Genomic DNA, 14,901 nt, shown 5'->3' on the forward strand with positions numbered 1-14,901 from the left:
ACCGAATTGCTTGACGACCATAGAGCGTTGGAACCACCTGATCCCATCCCGAACTCAGCAGTGAAACGACGCATCGCCGATGGTAGTGTGGAGCTTCTCCATGTGAGAGTAGGTCATCGTCAAGCTTCTATCCCAAACCCCCGATACGCCCAGGCGTGTCGGGGGTTTGTCTTTGCGCGCAAGAAATATTCAAGCCGGGTCGTGAAGTTGGTAGCGCCCGGAAACTCTTGAATCGCTACCGCCTGCGGTGCGCTCGTCTAGAATAGCCGCGATACCCTGAGAGCCTTGCTGCCATGCCTGAACAGGCTGAACAACGTCCGTTATCCGAACTACCGCTGCATGATCTGATTGCTTGCCATGAGTGCGACCTGCTGATGCGTCGCCCGGACATTGGCGAAGAGCAAAAGGCTTGCTGCCCCCGCTGTGGCTATGAGCTGGTGGTGCACCGCTCCAAGATGGAGCGCCGCGCCCTGGCCTTGGTGCTGACCGCATTGCTGCTGTTCGTGCCAGCCAACTTCCTGCCCATCATGAAGCTCAATCTGCTTGGGCAGACCACCCACGACACCGTCTGGACAGGGGTTGTAGGCCTCTATAACACCGGTATGGAAGGTGTCGCCTTGCTGGTGTTGCTGTGCAGCATGATCATCCCCCTGATAAAGCTGCTGTGTCAGCTGGTCGTGCTGGTCTGCATCAACACCCGTCGTGCGCGTGGCCTGGGCGTGACGCTCTATCGCCTGTACCACCACCTCAAGGAGTGGGGGATGCTCGAGGTCTACCTCATGGGCATCCTCGTTTCCATCGTCAAATTGATCGACCTCGCCGACCTGCACCTGGGTGTCGGTCTGGTCTGCTTCATCGGCCTGCTGCTGGCCCAGGTGTGGCTGGAGGTGACCATGTCGCCGCACCAGGTCTGGGATGCGCTGGACGCAGAAGGAGACGCCCATGCGCGCCATTGATGCCGGCATCATCGTCTGCGACGAATGCCATCAACTGAACCGCCCCGAATCCGACGACGAACACGGCCACTGCAGCCGTTGTGGCGCTGTCCTGCACCCGCGCCGCCCGGACAGCATCGTTCGCACCTGGGCGTTGCTGATCACCGCCACCATCCTCTACATACCGGCCAACCTGCTGCCGATCATGACGGTGAACTTCTTCGGCAACGGCTCGCCGTCCACCATCATGGGCGGCGTGCTCGAACTGATTCATGCCGAGATGGTTCCCATCGCGCTGGTGGTATTCGTTGCCAGCATCCTGGTGCCGACTTTCAAACTGGTTGGCATTGCACTACTGCTTTACTCAGTACAGCGGCGGCTACCCATGTCGCCGCGTCAGCGCATCCTGATGTACCGCTTCATTGAATGGATCGGCCGCTGGTCCATGCTGGATATCTTCGTCATCGCCATCCTCGTGGCGCTGGTGAACTTCGGCAACCTGGCGAGCATCGAAGCGAACCTGGGTGCCGCTGCCTTTGCCAGCGTCGTGGTGATCACCATGATTGCGGCAGTGACCTTCGACCCCAGGCTGATCTGGGACAACACCGATATGGACGACGAGAATGCCTGAGTTGCCAACGCCCAAAACCCGCAAAACCACGAGCTGGTCCGCCATCTGGGTGCTACCGCTGGTGGCGCTGCTCATCGGCCTATGGCTAGCCTGGAAGGCCATGAGCGAAGCAGGTATCGAGATCCAGATCCGCTTCGAAAATGGTGACGGCATCCAGGTCGGCAAGACCCAGCTGATGTACAAGGGCATCCAGGTGGGCAAGGTGGTCGACCTGCATGTCAGTCAGGACATCAAGGGGGTGATCGCCACCGTCGAAGTGATGAAGGAGGCTGAGCCCTACCTCAGCAAGGAAACCCGCTTCTGGCTGGTGCGCCCACGCGTTTCCCTGGCGGGGGTTACCGGTCTGGAAACACTGGTTTCCGGTATCTACATCGCCATCGACCCGGTGAAAGGCGAGCCGATGCGCAAGTACACCGCGCTGGCCGAACCACCGCCACTCTCCGATTCCCTACCGGGCCTGCACCTTACATTGAAGGCCGAGCGCCTGGGTTCCCTTGAGCAGGGCAGTCCGGTCTATTACCGGCAGATCCAGGTCGGCCAGGTGAAGAGTTACCGGTTGGCTGAAGACCAGCGCACCGTCGAAATCAAGGTGCACATCGACCAGCCCTATGCGCATCTGGTGCGCAAGCACACGCGTTTCTGGAATGCCAGCGGTCTCAATGTCACCGCCGGCTTGTCCGGGGTGAAGATACGCACCGAATCCCTGTTCAGCATCATGGCTGGCGGTATTGCTTTCGCTACCCCGGAGCATCGCCAGGACAGCCCGCCCACCGATCCCAGCATCCCGTTCCGCCTATATGACGGTTTCGAAGCCGCCGAGGCCGGCCTGCGCGTGTTGCTGCGGATGGACGATGTCAGCGGCCTCAGCCCGGGCAGTACTCCGGTGATGTACAACGGCGTGCAGGTCGGCACCCTGAAGAAGCTGGACATGGACAAGGACTTCACCGGCGCCACCGCTGAACTGACCATGGAGCCGCGTACCGAAGATTACCTGGTGGAAGGCACCGAGTTCTGGACCGTGAAGCCGTCCATCTCGCTGGCGGGCATCACCGGTATCGAGGCATTGGTGAAGGGCAACTACATTGCCGTGCGCTTCGCCAAGGAAGGAACGCCTACCCGCGAATTCAAGGTACGCCCCAAGGCACCTCCGCTGAACACTGATGCGCCCGGCCTGCACCTGGTGCTCACCAGTGACCGCCTCGGGTCCCTGGAAGTGGGCAGCCCGATCCTGTTCCGCCAGCTGCGTGTGGGTAGCGTGCAGAGCTACCAGCTCTCCCGCGACCAGCAGCGCGTGGTCATCGGTGTCCATATCGAGCCTGAGTTCTCCAAGCTGGTGAATGAATCCACCCGCTTCTGGAATTCCAGCGGCATTACCCTCAAGGGCGGCCTGTCAGGCGTCGAGGTGAAGAGCGAGTCGCTGCAAACTCTGCTGGCGGGCGGTATCACCTTCACTACGCCGGATCCGAAGGCCAAGCCGGTGACCCGTCCGCGTCGCTTCACGCTGTACGACGACGAGGCTCAGGCCATCGTCAAAGGCACGCTGATCGAGATCGCTGTTCCCCAGGCCGAGGGCGTCAAGGAAGGCACGCCGATCCGCTTCAAGGGCATCGACATCGGCGAAGTGGAGACCGTGACCCTGAACAACGACCTTTCCGGTGTGACGCTCAAGGCGCGCCTGACTCAGGCTGCCGATCGCATCGCCCGCGCCGGCACCCAGTTCTGGATCGTGCGTCCGGAGCTCGGCCTGCTGCGCACGGCCAACCTGGAGACGCTGGTCAGCGGCCAGTACCTGGAAGTACTGCCATCGCCCAAGCCAGGTGCCTCGCAGACCCGCTTCACGGCGTTGCCGGAAGCGCCGGATGCACTCGCGCGCCAGGAGGGCCTGCGTATCACCCTCAGCGCGCCGCGCCGTGGCTCTATCAAGCCGGGTGTGATCGTCAGCTACCGCGAGGTGCCGGTGGGCAAGGTGCTGTCCTATGAGCTGGGCAAGACCGCAGACCGCGTCTTCATCCACGTGCTGATCGAACCGCGCTACGCGGCCCTGGTGCACAGCGGCAGCCGCTTCTGGCACACCAGCGGGGTCGGCGTGGATGCCAGCCTGTTCAAGGGCGTGAAGGTGCGCACCGAGTCCCTGGAATCCATGGTGGAAGGCGGGATTTCCTTCGCCACGCCAAACGAAGCGCAGATGGGCAATGCCGCGCTCAACGGCCAGACCTTCGCGTTGCATGACGATGCCGAGGATGAATGGCTGACCTGGGCACCGAAGATTCCCCTGGCGAAATGACCACCCCGTAAAAGAAAGGGCCGCTTATGCGGCCCTTTCTGTTTTCAGCGAAGGAATCAGGCGGGTTCTGCCGCCTCGTCCGTCGCGTCCTGGGTGGTCTTGGCCACCTCACGACGCTTGATGAACTTCCAGTCCGCCTCGTCGATGTAGATGCCGTTCGGACCGCTGCCGCCTTCCAGGTCGATCGCGACGTTGGCCGACACCTGCGGCTTCACCGACGCGAGGATCGGCGTAAAGCCCAACTGCTGGCTGGTCTCGATCAGCGCCTGCTGGTTGCGCTCGTCGATGTCCGCCGCCTCGTCCAGGTAGTAGGGGAGGCGGATGCGACCGGCCTGCTCGCGGTCCATCAGGTGCAGCAGCAGGTACATGTTGGTCAGCGCCTTGATGGTCATGGTGGTGCCGTTGGAGGCGGCGCCATCGATGTCCGTGTGGATAACCGGTTGGCCGTGCACCTTGGTGATCTCGAAGGCCAGTTCGAACAGGTCCTTCAGGCCCAGCTGGTTGCCGTTGGCGGCCACCAGGCGTGCCAGGTACTCCTTGGCTTCCTCGTTCTTCGCGTCCTGGTCGCTGGAGTTGGTCAGGTCGAAGACCGACAGGGTCTCGCCTTCCTCGTACTGGCCGGCACTGTGGATGATCTGGTCAATGTGGCGCAGGGCTTCCTTGTTCGGCGCGAGGACGATACGGAAGCTCGCGAGGTTGGATACCTGGCGTTTGTTGATCTCGCGGTTGAACAGGGCCAGCTGGTGTTCCAGGTTGTCGTAGTCGCTGCGGATATTGCGCAGGGTCCGGGCGATGTCGGTGACCGCCGCGCGACGTGCCTTGGCCAGGGTCAGTGCCTCGTCCTGGCGGTGCGCGTAGGCGTTGATCAGCAGTTGCAGGCGGCGCTCGGCATCGTCCTCGCTGTCGAACTTGGCCACGCCTTTCAGGCGTACCTGGGCGTAGAGCGCCTCGATCTGGCCGTCGATGCGCTGCAGTGCCTGCCAGGTGTCCTGGTAGTCATTGAGCAGCGGCAGCAGGTTGTCCAGGCTGTCATCCACCGGGTCCATGAACGGCTTGCCGAAGGGTAGGTCGGCGGGCAGCAGCTGGCGGCGGCGCAGGGCGTCTTCCAGGGTACGTTCCTTGGCTTCCAGGTCGGCGAGCTGGCGACCCACCAGCTGCAACTTGGCGGAGAGTTGCTGGACGCGTTCGGTGAAGGCGTCGGCGGAACGCTTGAGTTCGTCCTGGGTGGCTTCCAGCTGCGCCAGCTCTTCCAGCTTGGCCGGTTCTTCGGCGGACAGGGTCTGGCTCTTGCGGAAGTCTTCCAGGGCTTTCTGGGCGTCGAGCACGTCCTGGTACAACTTCTCGGCCTGGGCCTTGCTCGCGGCGCGGTCGGCGGCCACGGACTGCTGGGTCTTGAGCTGCTTCAGCTCGCGCTCCAGGCGGTCCTTCTGGTCGCGCAGGGCGGCGCGGTCAGCCAGGGCCTGCAGGGCCGGCGGTTCGATGTGGGACAGGTCGATGGACAGCCCCGGCACTTCGAACTGGCTGCCCTTGAACTGATCAAGCACGGTTTCCAGGGTTTTCACCCAGGCTTCGCCGTCGTCCAGCTGGATACCTTTCTCGCCCAGCGGCAGGCTGAACAGCTGGCCATTGAACAGGCGCATCAGGCGATCCACGTCAGCCTGGGAGAACTCCTCGCGCAGACGGGAGTAGCTGTTGTTGTCGGCGTGGTCGAGCTGCTGCTTGACCGCCTTCAGGCGTTTTTCCAGGTCACGCAGGCGCTCGTCCAGATCCTCGGCGGAGAACTGGCGGGACTGCGCCAGGGCGCCGGCCAGTTCGTCGTGGGCGTCCTTGGCGGCGAGCAGCTGCTGCTCCAGCACCTTGGCGTCATCCACCAGCGCGAAACGGTTCTTCAGCACCGCCAGTTCGCCCAACCAGCGCTGGTTTTCGGTGATGGCGCGCTCCAGGCGCATCATTTCCTGGGTGCCGCCACGCTGCTCGTTCTGCAGGCCGTCCTGCTCGCCACGATAGTGCTCGGCCTGGATCACCAGCTCCTCGCGACGGGCGCCGGAGTAGTCCTGCCAGGTGCCCAGCAGGGAATCCAGCAGCGGCGAAATGCGATGCAGCTTGCCACGCAATATTTCGCGCTGGGTCACGCCATTGGCCAGGGCTTCCACCAGCGGACCGGCGGCCACCAGCGCCTGGTAGTCCTGCTCCATGCGGCGTACGTCGCGGAAGGCTTCTTCGCAGGCGGCGATGTAGTCCACGCTGCCCGAACGCAGGCTGTGCTCGAAGGCATCGAGGAACAGCTGCTTGAGCTTGGCCGCGGTGATCTCGCGCATGTGCAGCAGGTTGATGAACAGCGAGCGGAAGGTCTTCAGGCTCTGTTCGCTGGTAGAACGCAGCGGGATCAGCGTCAGGTCCAGCGGGATGGAGGTGTGACCACCCACCAGCAGGCGGCGCAGCTCATCGGGCTTGAGCTCGTAGGCCTTGATGCCTTCGCGCTCGAGGTTGTTGAACAGCTCGCGCTGGCGCAGGCAGGTGCCGTCACGCTGGTAGTGATCCAGGTCCAGCTCGCCGCGATAGGCGAAGAACTGGTGGCCGAAGCCACCACCCGGGCCGCGACCGGCGACGCCGATCACATGGGGGCCGTGGGGCAGGGAGACTTCGACGAGGATGTAGCTGGTGTCGGTGGCGAAGTAGAACTTGCGCGACTGCTCCAGGCTGTACTTGCCGAAGCTCATGTCCGACATCCGCGCCAGGATCGGGAACTGCAGCGCGTTGATCGACGCCGATTTACCCAGGTTGTTGGCGCCGTAGATCGACAGCGGGGTTTCCAGCGGGAACAGGCCGAGGCTGTAACCAGCGGTGTTCAGCAGGGCGAAGCGGCGGATGCCGTAGCGTTCCTGGCTCATGCGTCTTCCTCCTGGGCGGCGCGTTCTTCGGCCATGGCGCGGGCCAGGGCGTCTTCTTCGGACTCGGCGGGAGCATCGACAGCTTCGGGCTCGTCGATGGGAATGATGGCGTCGCCGCTGTCGTCATCCATCAGCACCGGAGCGCGCAGCTCCAGGTCAGTGCTGTGCAGGCTGGCGGCCAGGTCGCGGTCGTGCTGCACCGCCAGGCAAACGTCCAGGAAGCGGTGCATCGGCGGCAGGAAGCGGTACACGCCGTTGCTGTCCTCGGCAAAGCCCAGTTGGGTGAGGCGGCGGATGACCTTCTCTTCCAGCTCTTCATGGGTTGTCACCTCGGCCTGCATGAACAGGTCGCGGTACTTCTCCAGCAGCGCCGGAAGCTCGTCGCGGCCGATGCTGCCGCCGTCGAGCACGGAAAGGGGGTCGCGGCCCTGGTCGGCCAGGTGCTCCACCAGGATGAAGGTGAACAGCGCCAGACGCTGGGCGGTCTTATTCACCTGGGCGCCCATCTGCTCCGGGACGAAGTAGTAGAAGCCACGCGGATCGCACACCAGCTCGAAGCCGAGGCCCTTGAACAGGGCGCGGTACTGGTCCTGCATGGTGGACAGCTGGGCATAGCACTCCGGCTCGCTGCGGGAGAGGTGATAGCCCTTGAACAGCTCGCGGAAGATGGGCGCGAGCTGGGTCATTTCTTTCAGGTCGATATTCATCAGGAAGTCTTCTCGGCCGCGGCGGTGGGGCTCTTGATCAGGGCATAGGAGCTCAGGCTGACCTGGTGCTCGGCGGTCAGGTAGTCACGGCGCTCCAGGCGATCGCGCGAGAAGCGCGCATCGCGGGACAGACGCGAGAACCAGTAGAGGAGTTCGTCGGTGGCGCCTTCGGGCTCCTGTTCCAGCAGCCAGACCATCAGGTCCGGCAGCGGCAGGGCCTGCTCGCAACGGTCGAGCATTTCCCGCGCGGTCTTCGGCGAACGCGGCGCTGTGGCCTTGCGCGGGCCGCCGGATTTCGGGAAGTGCGCCGGCTTGGGCTGGAAGCGCGCCAGGGCGTAAACGTACGCCTCCACCTGGGAGCCGCTGCCAAGGAAGGTGGTCTGCGGGCGGGTGAACAGCGGCATCGCAGCCTGGGGCACGGCGTCCAGGCCCTTCTTGCGGATCACCGACAGTGCCAGCGCGGCGCCACGGGTCACGGCGTTGTGCCGGCGGGCCTCTTCACGCAGCGGCAGCAGCAGTTCGCGGGCCTTGCGCAGGGTCAGCTGGGCGCTGGTCTGCATCTCCAGGATGCGCGCGTGGGTGCGCAGCAGCAGGTCGTCGTCCACCAGTTGGCCGAGGCGCTGTTGTTCGCCCAGCAGGCGCAGCAGCACCTGCTCAACGCGGCGTACGCCCTGTTCAAAGGCACCGTCGGCGGCCACCAGCTGGATCATTGGCTCGACGTACTCGTCCCAGGTGGCCAGCACTTCGGCGTAGCGCTGGCGCAGGGGAATCTGCCGGTCGCTGGTCTTGGCGCGATCGGCCACGGCCACCAGCGCCTGCTCGTCGTTGTCGAGCTTCTTCAGTACGTCGCGCACGCGCATGTCGAGCAGGCGCAGCTGGCGCGCCAGGTCGTTGCCGTCGCGGATCTCGAAGGCTTCCTGGATGTAGCCGGCAAGGCGTTCCAGGTGGCGCAGGTAGGCTTCGATCTCCAGGCACAGGCCGAGGCGGTGTTCGCGCCGCAGGTAGGCGAGGAAGTCGTGGATTTGCGCGTTCAGCTCGAAGCGGTTCGGGCTCTTGGCCACGGGCACCAGGATGTCCAGGCGCACCCAGAGGTCGAGCAGGGCGGTGATGTCGGTGGGCGTGCCCTCCGGCAACTGGCCGGCGAGCTGCACACGCAGCTCCACCAGGCTCAGGGTACCGGCATCGAAGCGCTCGCAGAGCGGCTCGAGCAACGTCCAGTGTTCGGCTAGGGCGCGCAGTACGCGCTTGGGATCGATCATCGATTGGCCGGGGTTCGCTGAAAAAAGAGGCGATTGTACTTCAGGTTGTCGGTGGCGATTGAGCTTCAACCGATCAGAGGAGCGACACCCGTCTCGGACTGACAATTTTGGGCAGTTTTCGACTGGCATCGTGCTATCAATTGCGCCGAACAGGCTTGTAACCCCTGTCCAAGTGCTTGAATTGGCTGGCATGTTTTCTGCGTTAGGAGCGTGACCGTTGTACGACCGCAGGAACCATGAGCCCCGAATCCGCACTGCTCGCCGACGCCCGCTGGGCCGAGCTGGAACGCCAGACCGACCTGGACTGGGACCTCGACGCCATCACCAACCGGCAAGAGGCCATCGACTTCCTGCTGCACTTCGAGAACCGCCTGTGCGTGTATTCCGGCTACGTGGAAAAGCTCTACAGCCGCTACAGCTTCGTGGTGCCTGAGGAAGAGCACGGCAGCATCACCATCCTCCCCGACGAGATGGCCTGGTACGACACCTTCCACGACATCCCGGCCGACGCAGTGCTGCCCACCGGCATCCATATCCTGCCCGGTGAAGTGTTGGGCTCGACCGGCCTCTACCTGAAGATTCCCGGCGAGCACCGCCTCAGCCCCTCCCACGAGCTGCCCTTCCAGGACGGCCTGAAAATGCTGATCCAGCGTTACCAGAATCGTGGTCAGCAGTTTCTGCCGGTGCTCGCCAAGGGTGACCTGCGCGAGTACGAGGCGCGCATGCCGTCGCTGCATCTGCATCGCATCGATACGAGCCGCATGGGACGCAATTCCCGGCTGGAGATTTCGAACATCAAGGGCGCCATCGCCGACCACCTGATCGGCCTGTTCCGCCAGGGCTGACCTCGGCGTTACCCCTTTGTTGCGATGGGTAACAGCTGCCCGTCGCCGACTGCCTGACAGGCGCCTTCAACTCGACTATGGGTCGGGACGCTTCCCTTTCGCGCTCCCTATAGTGGCTAGAAAGGGGACGAGTCTTCGTCGCTTGCCCATACAAGAACAATCAGGGAAGTCGCCATGCGTTCGAGATCGTTGCTTGCCTGGAAGCTCAAGGCCGTATTCGTGGCCGGGCTGTTGTCCGCGTCCATTGCCCAGGCGCGCATGGAAGAGCTGCCCGACAGCGAACTGTCCAACATCACCGGGCAGGCCTTCATCAACCTGACCACCGATGCCAATGCCGGAATCAACTACACCCGCGTCAACTTCGGGGTGAAGGTCGATACCCAGCTGAACATGAAGAAGCTCCAGCTCGGCCAGTACGATGACGCCGTTACCCGGGCGGGGGAGGTCGCCGGCTCGTCCGACATCCTGATCAACAACTTCGCCCTCGGCACCGTGAACGCCGATGGTTCGGTCAATCCCTTCCGTATCGCCGACCCCTTCGTCGAGCTGGCCTACTCCGGCAACAAGGTGGTGGGCGTGCGCATCGGTTTCGGTGAGGCCAAGGGTGTGTTGTCCGGGGATATCCAGAGTCTGACCGGGAACATTCCGGTACACATCACCGGCACCGCCCAACCCATCATTGACAAGGCGTCGGGTTGGGACCGTTTCCTGCTGGGACTGGCGGGCATCACCGGCAGCACCAAGCTGCAGGGGGACGCGACGCTGGTGAACGCCGGCGGTGATGTCGACCCGGTGCGCGGCGGCCTGGCCGGCATGCCAAACGGCGCGGCGTTGAGCTGCGTCAGCGGCTGCAACCTCGGCGGCCTCTCCGATGCCCTGCTGGGCCTGTTCAAGTCCAGCGGCTGCGGCATCCTCTCCCTGTCCACCTGCTTCCCGCTCGCCGACTTCAAGTCGCTGCCGGTGGGCAACATTTCCAACATGAACACCATGGACGGCGCCGCGAAGGGCTTCTTCATCTCCTTCCAGACCCAGGACCTGGCCTGGAAGGACATGGACCAGAACGCCTTCATGACCGCCCTCAAGGGCGCCTTCATGAACATGCCCAAGTACCGGGACGCCAACGGCAACCTGGTGTCGCCGATCAACATCGACTTCGAGCAGGCGTTCAACGGCATTCCGCGCCAGGACACCTGCCTGGGCTCGGCCACCGCGGGGTGCTGAGGATGACCCGAGCCGCGGTGATCCTGCTGTCACTGGCTGCCGCCACCGCACAGGCCGAACTCAAGGCGCTGGACGACGATGAGTTGTCCAGCGTGGATGGGGCGGGCATCGGCTTCGTGCTGGACCAGGTGCTGCTGGATGCCAACAACGCCACCATCACCATCAACGACATCACCAACGCCGCCAAGCAGAACGTCCCGATCGCGGTGAAGGAGTTCTACCTCGGTGCCGCCGGAAGCAACAAAGGCGCGAATCTGAGCCCCGTGACCATCGGCCGGCTCGATCATCCCTTCGCTCTCAACCTGGCCAAGGGCGAAGACATGCGCACCCTGCGGGACGACGGGCAGTGGGTGCAGACCACGCCGAGCAACATCACCGTCCTTGAGTTCATGTTCCCCGAGCGCCTCACGGGCGTCGCCGGCCAGGCCTGCATCTCTGGCTTCGCGGCAGCCGGCAACAACTGCTCCAGCCGTGCCAGCGAAAAGGTGGACCTGGGGATTCGCTTCGACTTCCAGGTCGCTGCCGGACGCACCGATATCCTCAATCTGGACTTCGCGGAGCTGGCGATGGATGGCTCCTACCTGCGCCTGTGGGGCGACAGTGGCCGCAGCCAGATGGTGGGCGAAGCGCGCATCAACATCTTCACCAAGAGCCTGCAGATCATGAGCTGCGCGGCCGGTACCACGGGCTGCACCACCGCCACCGAGCAGCGTGACCGCACCATCTTCCTCAACAACGCTTACGCCAACATCTCCCTCGGCTACGGCAAGACCCAGCCATTGCTGTTCGACGTGAGCAGCAACGGCCAGTTCGTGCTGGAACTGCCCAACCCCACCGCGTCGGGTACCACCCAGGCGCAGAAGGACGCACTGGCCGCCGACTTCTACGCCAATGCGCCGCGCACCAACATTGTTATCAACAGCCTCCAGGCCGGCAGTGGCAGCGCCGCCAGCGGCGGCTACAACTTCGGCTACAACGCCATCCAGGGCCTCAGCATCAACTACCTGAAGGTGACCAGCCATGATCTCTAGGGCGTTCTACCTTGCTGTGCTGCTGGCGCTGCCGATGCCGGCGCAAGCCGAATTGAAGGCGCTGGAGGACGCCGACCTGAGCCAGATGAGCGGGCAGGGCGGGGTGTACCTTTCCGGTGAATTCAGCATCAACAAGAACGGCGGCGTGCTCTGGAACACGCCGGCGTCCAATGACCCAACCACCTGGAAAGCCAATGAACGCAGTTGCGCCATCGCCGGCGCCGGCAGCCCGGAAAGCTGCGGCTTGCGCATCGCCATTCGCTCCGAGGCCAACGGCGGTTGGTACGTGCTGGACAACCTCAAGGGCATCTTCAGTTTCGAAGGCCTGACCCTGAATACCCGCCTCATCAACAGCGGCTTCGGCGGCGATGGCGCGGTCTTCAACCAGGATGTGCTGGCGCTCGGCCTACCCAACGAGGTGCGCTTCAAGAACGGCAGCTTCGCCTTCGGCGTGGCCAACCAGGGCGGCTGGCAGAACAAATCCGGCACCGTCGCCAATGGCGGCAATGCCAGTTACCAGCAGACCAATATCTTCTCGGCGAAGATCGACGGCAGCATCCGCATGCAAGGCAGCGTGCTGGTCTTCCCGAAGAACTGAGGAACCGATCATGCGCCCAGCCCCCTTGCTGTTCGGCATGCTCCTCGCCTCCCAGGTCCAGGCCATGGAGGCCCTGGACGACTCGTCCATGGCGGCGGTCAGCGGCCAGGGCGGCATCAACCTGGAAACCTCCAGCCAGGGCTGGTCGGCCAGCAACATCAGCTACACCCAGGACGGCCGCAGCCTGAACCTGCGCGACGTGAGCAACCGTGCCGCCAGCGGCTCCACCAGCACGTCCCAGACAACCCTCGACGTGCAGGACGGCCAGTTGCAGGTCCAGCACAGCGCCAGCCCCCAGGTGCTGGCGGTGAACAACATCGAGATGGATGGCAGCAGCAAGAGCTTCGGCTCGTTCCGCGCCTTCTATACCCTGGGCGCCACCCTGAAGCTCAAGGGCGGCGGGGCCAGCGGCGTCAGCGGGATTGCGGTGGACGACAGCCGGCTGTCTCTCACCAACGTGACCTTCTACTACCGCGACAATGGTTACGACCTCGTCGTCAAAGGGCTCTCCTTCGATACCTACCTGGACAGCGCCTACCTCGACATCGTCAGCGGAGGCAGCGGCAAGGAGGTCAAGCTCAACCTCGGCGACGCCCGTTTCATCGGCACCATCGGCGGCATCAGCCTTGACCTCGCCCATGGCGACCCCACCGCCTCGCCCGTGACGCCCTCCGCGCCGGACCTGCGCGATCCCAACGCCAGCCGCAGCTTCGGCAAATTGAGCATGGATCTGCGTCTGGGCGGCAGTCTCAGCGTCGCCAGTGGGGGCGCCAGCGGCGAAGGCATCCGCATTCGTCCGGACCTGAATATCGGCAGCAGCCTGTTCCAGTACCAGGACGAAGGCATCCTGCGCGCCGAGAACTTCTCCGGCACCCTGCGCAGCCTTGGCGGCCTGACCGTCGACCTGGCCCAGGACGCGGGTGGCAGTTATGCACAGGTGGCGTTCCAGGACCTCAAGCTCAACGCCACCCTGGGCGGCCTGATCATTGGCAACCCGACCAACCAGAAACTCGGCAGCCTGGCCATCGACCTCAACTTCGCCGACGACGGCGCCAAGCAGAACTGGCTCAAGCTGCGCCCGGGCGGCGACCCCAACTCCGGGGCCAAGGGCCTGACTGCCGATGTCAGCTGGAACATGGCCAACAGCTCGGTTTCCCTCACCGATAACGGCAACAGCATGTGGTTCAGCGGCCTGCGCACCAATGGCACCGGCCAGATCACCCTGGACCTGACCAAGAGCTGCGCCGGTGGGGCCAGCGCTGGTTGCTATGCAGGCACCCAGGGCGACATGAGCAAGGGCAGCTACAACGGCCATTTCGACGGCCTGCGCCTGGGGCTTTCCAACATCAAGGGCGGCTACAGCTTCGACGGACTGCGCGTGGGGTCGGCCAACGCGCCGCTACAGGGCGGCACCGAGCTGCTGGTGCTGATGGAAATCTTCCCCGCCTACGACTTCACCCTGAACGGCCAGATCACTCTGTTGCCGGGGGGCAGCAGCGGCGACGGTGTGCGCTACAACGCCGATTTCGTCTTCAGCGATGCCCGCGCCGCGATCTCGGTCGACGAGACCGGCAAGGGCCTGTGGCTGGCGGGCACGACCTACGACATACACTTCCGTGATGGCTCGGTGGACGTAAGCAACAACGGCGTGGAGCTGCGCAAGGGCACCTACTGGTCGAAGCTGGAAGTCAGCGACCTGCGCTGGGGCGACCGCGCCACCGGCACCAGTCTCGGCCGGCTGGTGCTGAAACGCTATGAGCTGGGCTCCACGCTGGCGCTCAGCTCCGGCGGTGCTGGCGCACTCTGCGTGGGCGGCAGCGGCACCAACGCTGGCGCCTGCTCGGCCAGCGGCGGCCGCTGGGAAGACCGGGGTAATGAAGGCGTCTCGGTGAAGCTGAAGAACGTCTTCGTCCGCGACACCGCCATCGAAAGCACCACCAATGGCGTGGCCACCGACGAGAAGCGCAACCAGGTCGTCTGGGAAACCAACCGCGTCAATGGCGCCGCTGGCAGTGGCAGCCAGCTGGTTGTGGATAACTTCTACACCTCCGACGGCAACCCCAGCGACCCCAACGCCAACACCTACGGCTTCAACGCCGACCTCAACCTGGACGTGGCGCCCACCAAGGTCTGCAACAAGAACGGCGGCAGCTGCACCCCCGTCACCCCCGACCCGCTGGGTTTCGCGGTCAACGGCCGCATCCACTTCAAGGAAATCAACGTTGACCGCCTGCAACACGTCCACCCCACCGGCGGCGCGGTTACGTCCATGTACGGCATCAAGGTGCAGAACGCCGATATCAGCGCCAACCTGACGGCCACGCCGATCAATTGAGGGGGATGGCGCCGCCTTTTCTGTGGGGGCGAATTCATTCGCTGACCGGACCGAAGGTTCGGCCTGTGGCTGTCGTGGGGCCGCTACGGCCCCTCAGCGACTAAAGTCGCCCCCACCAGGATTTCCGGGAGCGGATCTTTTCTTGTGGGGGCGAATTCATTCGC

Annotated in this window: 11 protein-coding genes and 1 rRNA gene; 9 read left to right on the forward strand and 3 right to left on the reverse strand. The window is 64.0% G+C overall.

Annotated elements, in window-relative coordinates:
• Positions 1 to 9 precede the first annotated feature (9 nt).
• The 4 genes from rrf (at position 10) to E8F06_RS02000 (ending at position 3,850) form a co-directional block, all read left to right on the forward strand.
• A 5S ribosomal RNA gene (rrf, locus tag E8F06_RS01985) occupies positions 10 to 125 on the forward strand.
• Positions 126 to 293: 168 nt separating this feature from the next.
• Complete coding sequence (locus E8F06_RS01990) at positions 294 to 956, forward strand: paraquat-inducible protein A (RefSeq protein ID WP_280363648.1); 663 nt, start codon at positions 294 to 296, stop codon at positions 954 to 956.
• On the forward strand, positions 943 to 1,566 hold the full coding sequence (locus E8F06_RS01995) for a paraquat-inducible protein A (protein ID WP_280363651.1): 624 nt from the start codon (positions 943 to 945) through the stop codon (positions 1,564 to 1,566). The genes E8F06_RS01990 and E8F06_RS01995 overlap by 14 nt, the downstream gene beginning before the upstream one ends.
• Entirely contained in the window at positions 1,559 to 3,850 is a 2,292-nt protein-coding gene (locus tag E8F06_RS02000) for an MlaD family protein (RefSeq protein ID WP_280363652.1), read from the forward strand. Before E8F06_RS01995 ends, E8F06_RS02000 begins: the two co-directional genes overlap by 8 nt.
• Positions 3,851 to 3,906: 56 nt before the next feature.
• On the opposite strand, the gene mksF is transcribed toward E8F06_RS02000, so the two are convergent.
• Genes mksF through mksB form a run of 3 tightly spaced genes read right to left on the reverse strand, consistent with a single transcriptional unit; the run spans position 3,907 to position 8,707 of the window.
• Positions 3,907 to 6,741 (reverse strand): Mks condensin complex protein MksF, encoded by a 2,835-nt coding sequence (gene mksF, locus E8F06_RS02005; protein ID WP_280363654.1) that lies wholly within the window; start codon positions 6,739 to 6,741, stop codon positions 3,907 to 3,909.
• A complete protein-coding gene (gene mksE / locus E8F06_RS02010) occupies positions 6,738 to 7,448 on the reverse strand; it encodes an Mks condensin complex protein MksE (protein ID WP_280363657.1) in 711 nt (236 codons plus the stop codon). Before mksE ends, mksF begins: the two co-directional genes overlap by 4 nt.
• Complete coding sequence (mksB, locus tag E8F06_RS02015) at positions 7,448 to 8,707, reverse strand: Mks condensin complex protein MksB (RefSeq protein WP_280363659.1); 1,260 nt, start codon at positions 8,705 to 8,707, stop codon at positions 7,448 to 7,450. The genes mksE and mksB overlap by 1 nt, the downstream gene beginning before the upstream one ends.
• A gap of 236 nt (positions 8,708 to 8,943) precedes the next feature.
• Between mksB and E8F06_RS02020 the strand changes: the two genes are divergently transcribed.
• From E8F06_RS02020 to E8F06_RS02040, 5 genes are all read left to right on the forward strand, one after another.
• Positions 8,944 to 9,552, forward strand: a complete 609-nt coding sequence (locus E8F06_RS02020) for a hypothetical protein (protein ID WP_280363661.1) — start codon at positions 8,944 to 8,946, stop codon at positions 9,550 to 9,552.
• Between the two features lie 174 nt (positions 9,553 to 9,726).
• Positions 9,727 to 10,773, forward strand: a complete 1,047-nt coding sequence (locus tag E8F06_RS02025; protein ID WP_280363664.1) for a DUF6160 family protein — start codon at positions 9,727 to 9,729, stop codon at positions 10,771 to 10,773.
• 2 nt (positions 10,774 to 10,775) lie between these two features.
• Entirely contained in the window at positions 10,776 to 11,804 is a 1,029-nt protein-coding gene (locus E8F06_RS02030) for a hypothetical protein (RefSeq protein WP_280363666.1), read from the forward strand.
• Positions 11,794 to 12,402, forward strand: a complete 609-nt coding sequence (locus E8F06_RS02035) for a DUF6160 family protein (protein ID WP_280363668.1) — start codon at positions 11,794 to 11,796, stop codon at positions 12,400 to 12,402. Before E8F06_RS02030 ends, E8F06_RS02035 begins: the two co-directional genes overlap by 11 nt.
• Positions 12,403 to 12,412: 10 nt before the next feature.
• Entirely contained in the window at positions 12,413 to 14,737 is a 2,325-nt protein-coding gene (locus E8F06_RS02040; RefSeq protein ID WP_280363671.1) for a DUF6160 family protein, read from the forward strand.
• Positions 14,738 to 14,901 lie beyond the last annotated feature (164 nt).

Source organism: Pseudomonas sp. BN411 (assembly GCF_029871235.1).
Lineage (GTDB): Bacteria > Pseudomonadota > Gammaproteobacteria > Pseudomonadales > Pseudomonadaceae > Metapseudomonas.

What these genes read in the sequence shown, in the direction of transcription:
- E8F06_RS02040 (WP_280363671.1), top strand. Translation starts at nt 12,413, where the DNA reads ATGCGCCCAGCCCCCTTGCTGTTCGGCATGCTCCTCGCCTCCCAGGTC.
- E8F06_RS02025 (WP_280363664.1), top strand. Translation starts at nt 9,727, where the DNA reads ATGCGTTCGAGATCGTTGCTTGCCTGGAAGCTCAAGGCCGTATTCGTG.
- E8F06_RS02035 (WP_280363668.1), top strand. Translation starts at nt 11,794, where the DNA reads ATGATCTCTAGGGCGTTCTACCTTGCTGTGCTGCTGGCGCTGCCGATG.
- mksB (WP_280363659.1), bottom strand. Translation starts at nt 8,707, where the DNA reads ATGATCGATCCCAAGCGCGTACTGCGCGCCCTAGCCGAACACTGGACG.
- E8F06_RS02020 (WP_280363661.1), top strand. Translation starts at nt 8,944, where the DNA reads ATGAGCCCCGAATCCGCACTGCTCGCCGACGCCCGCTGGGCCGAGCTG.
- mksE (WP_280363657.1), bottom strand. Translation starts at nt 7,448, where the DNA reads ATGAATATCGACCTGAAAGAAATGACCCAGCTCGCGCCCATCTTCCGC.
- E8F06_RS01990 (WP_280363648.1), top strand. Translation starts at nt 294, where the DNA reads ATGCCTGAACAGGCTGAACAACGTCCGTTATCCGAACTACCGCTGCAT.
- mksF (WP_280363654.1), bottom strand. Translation starts at nt 6,741, where the DNA reads ATGAGCCAGGAACGCTACGGCATCCGCCGCTTCGCCCTGCTGAACACC.
- E8F06_RS01995 (WP_280363651.1), top strand. Translation starts at nt 943, where the DNA reads ATGCGCGCCATTGATGCCGGCATCATCGTCTGCGACGAATGCCATCAA.
- E8F06_RS02030 (WP_280363666.1), top strand. Translation starts at nt 10,776, where the DNA reads ATGACCCGAGCCGCGGTGATCCTGCTGTCACTGGCTGCCGCCACCGCA.
- E8F06_RS02000 (WP_280363652.1), top strand. Translation starts at nt 1,559, where the DNA reads ATGCCTGAGTTGCCAACGCCCAAAACCCGCAAAACCACGAGCTGGTCC.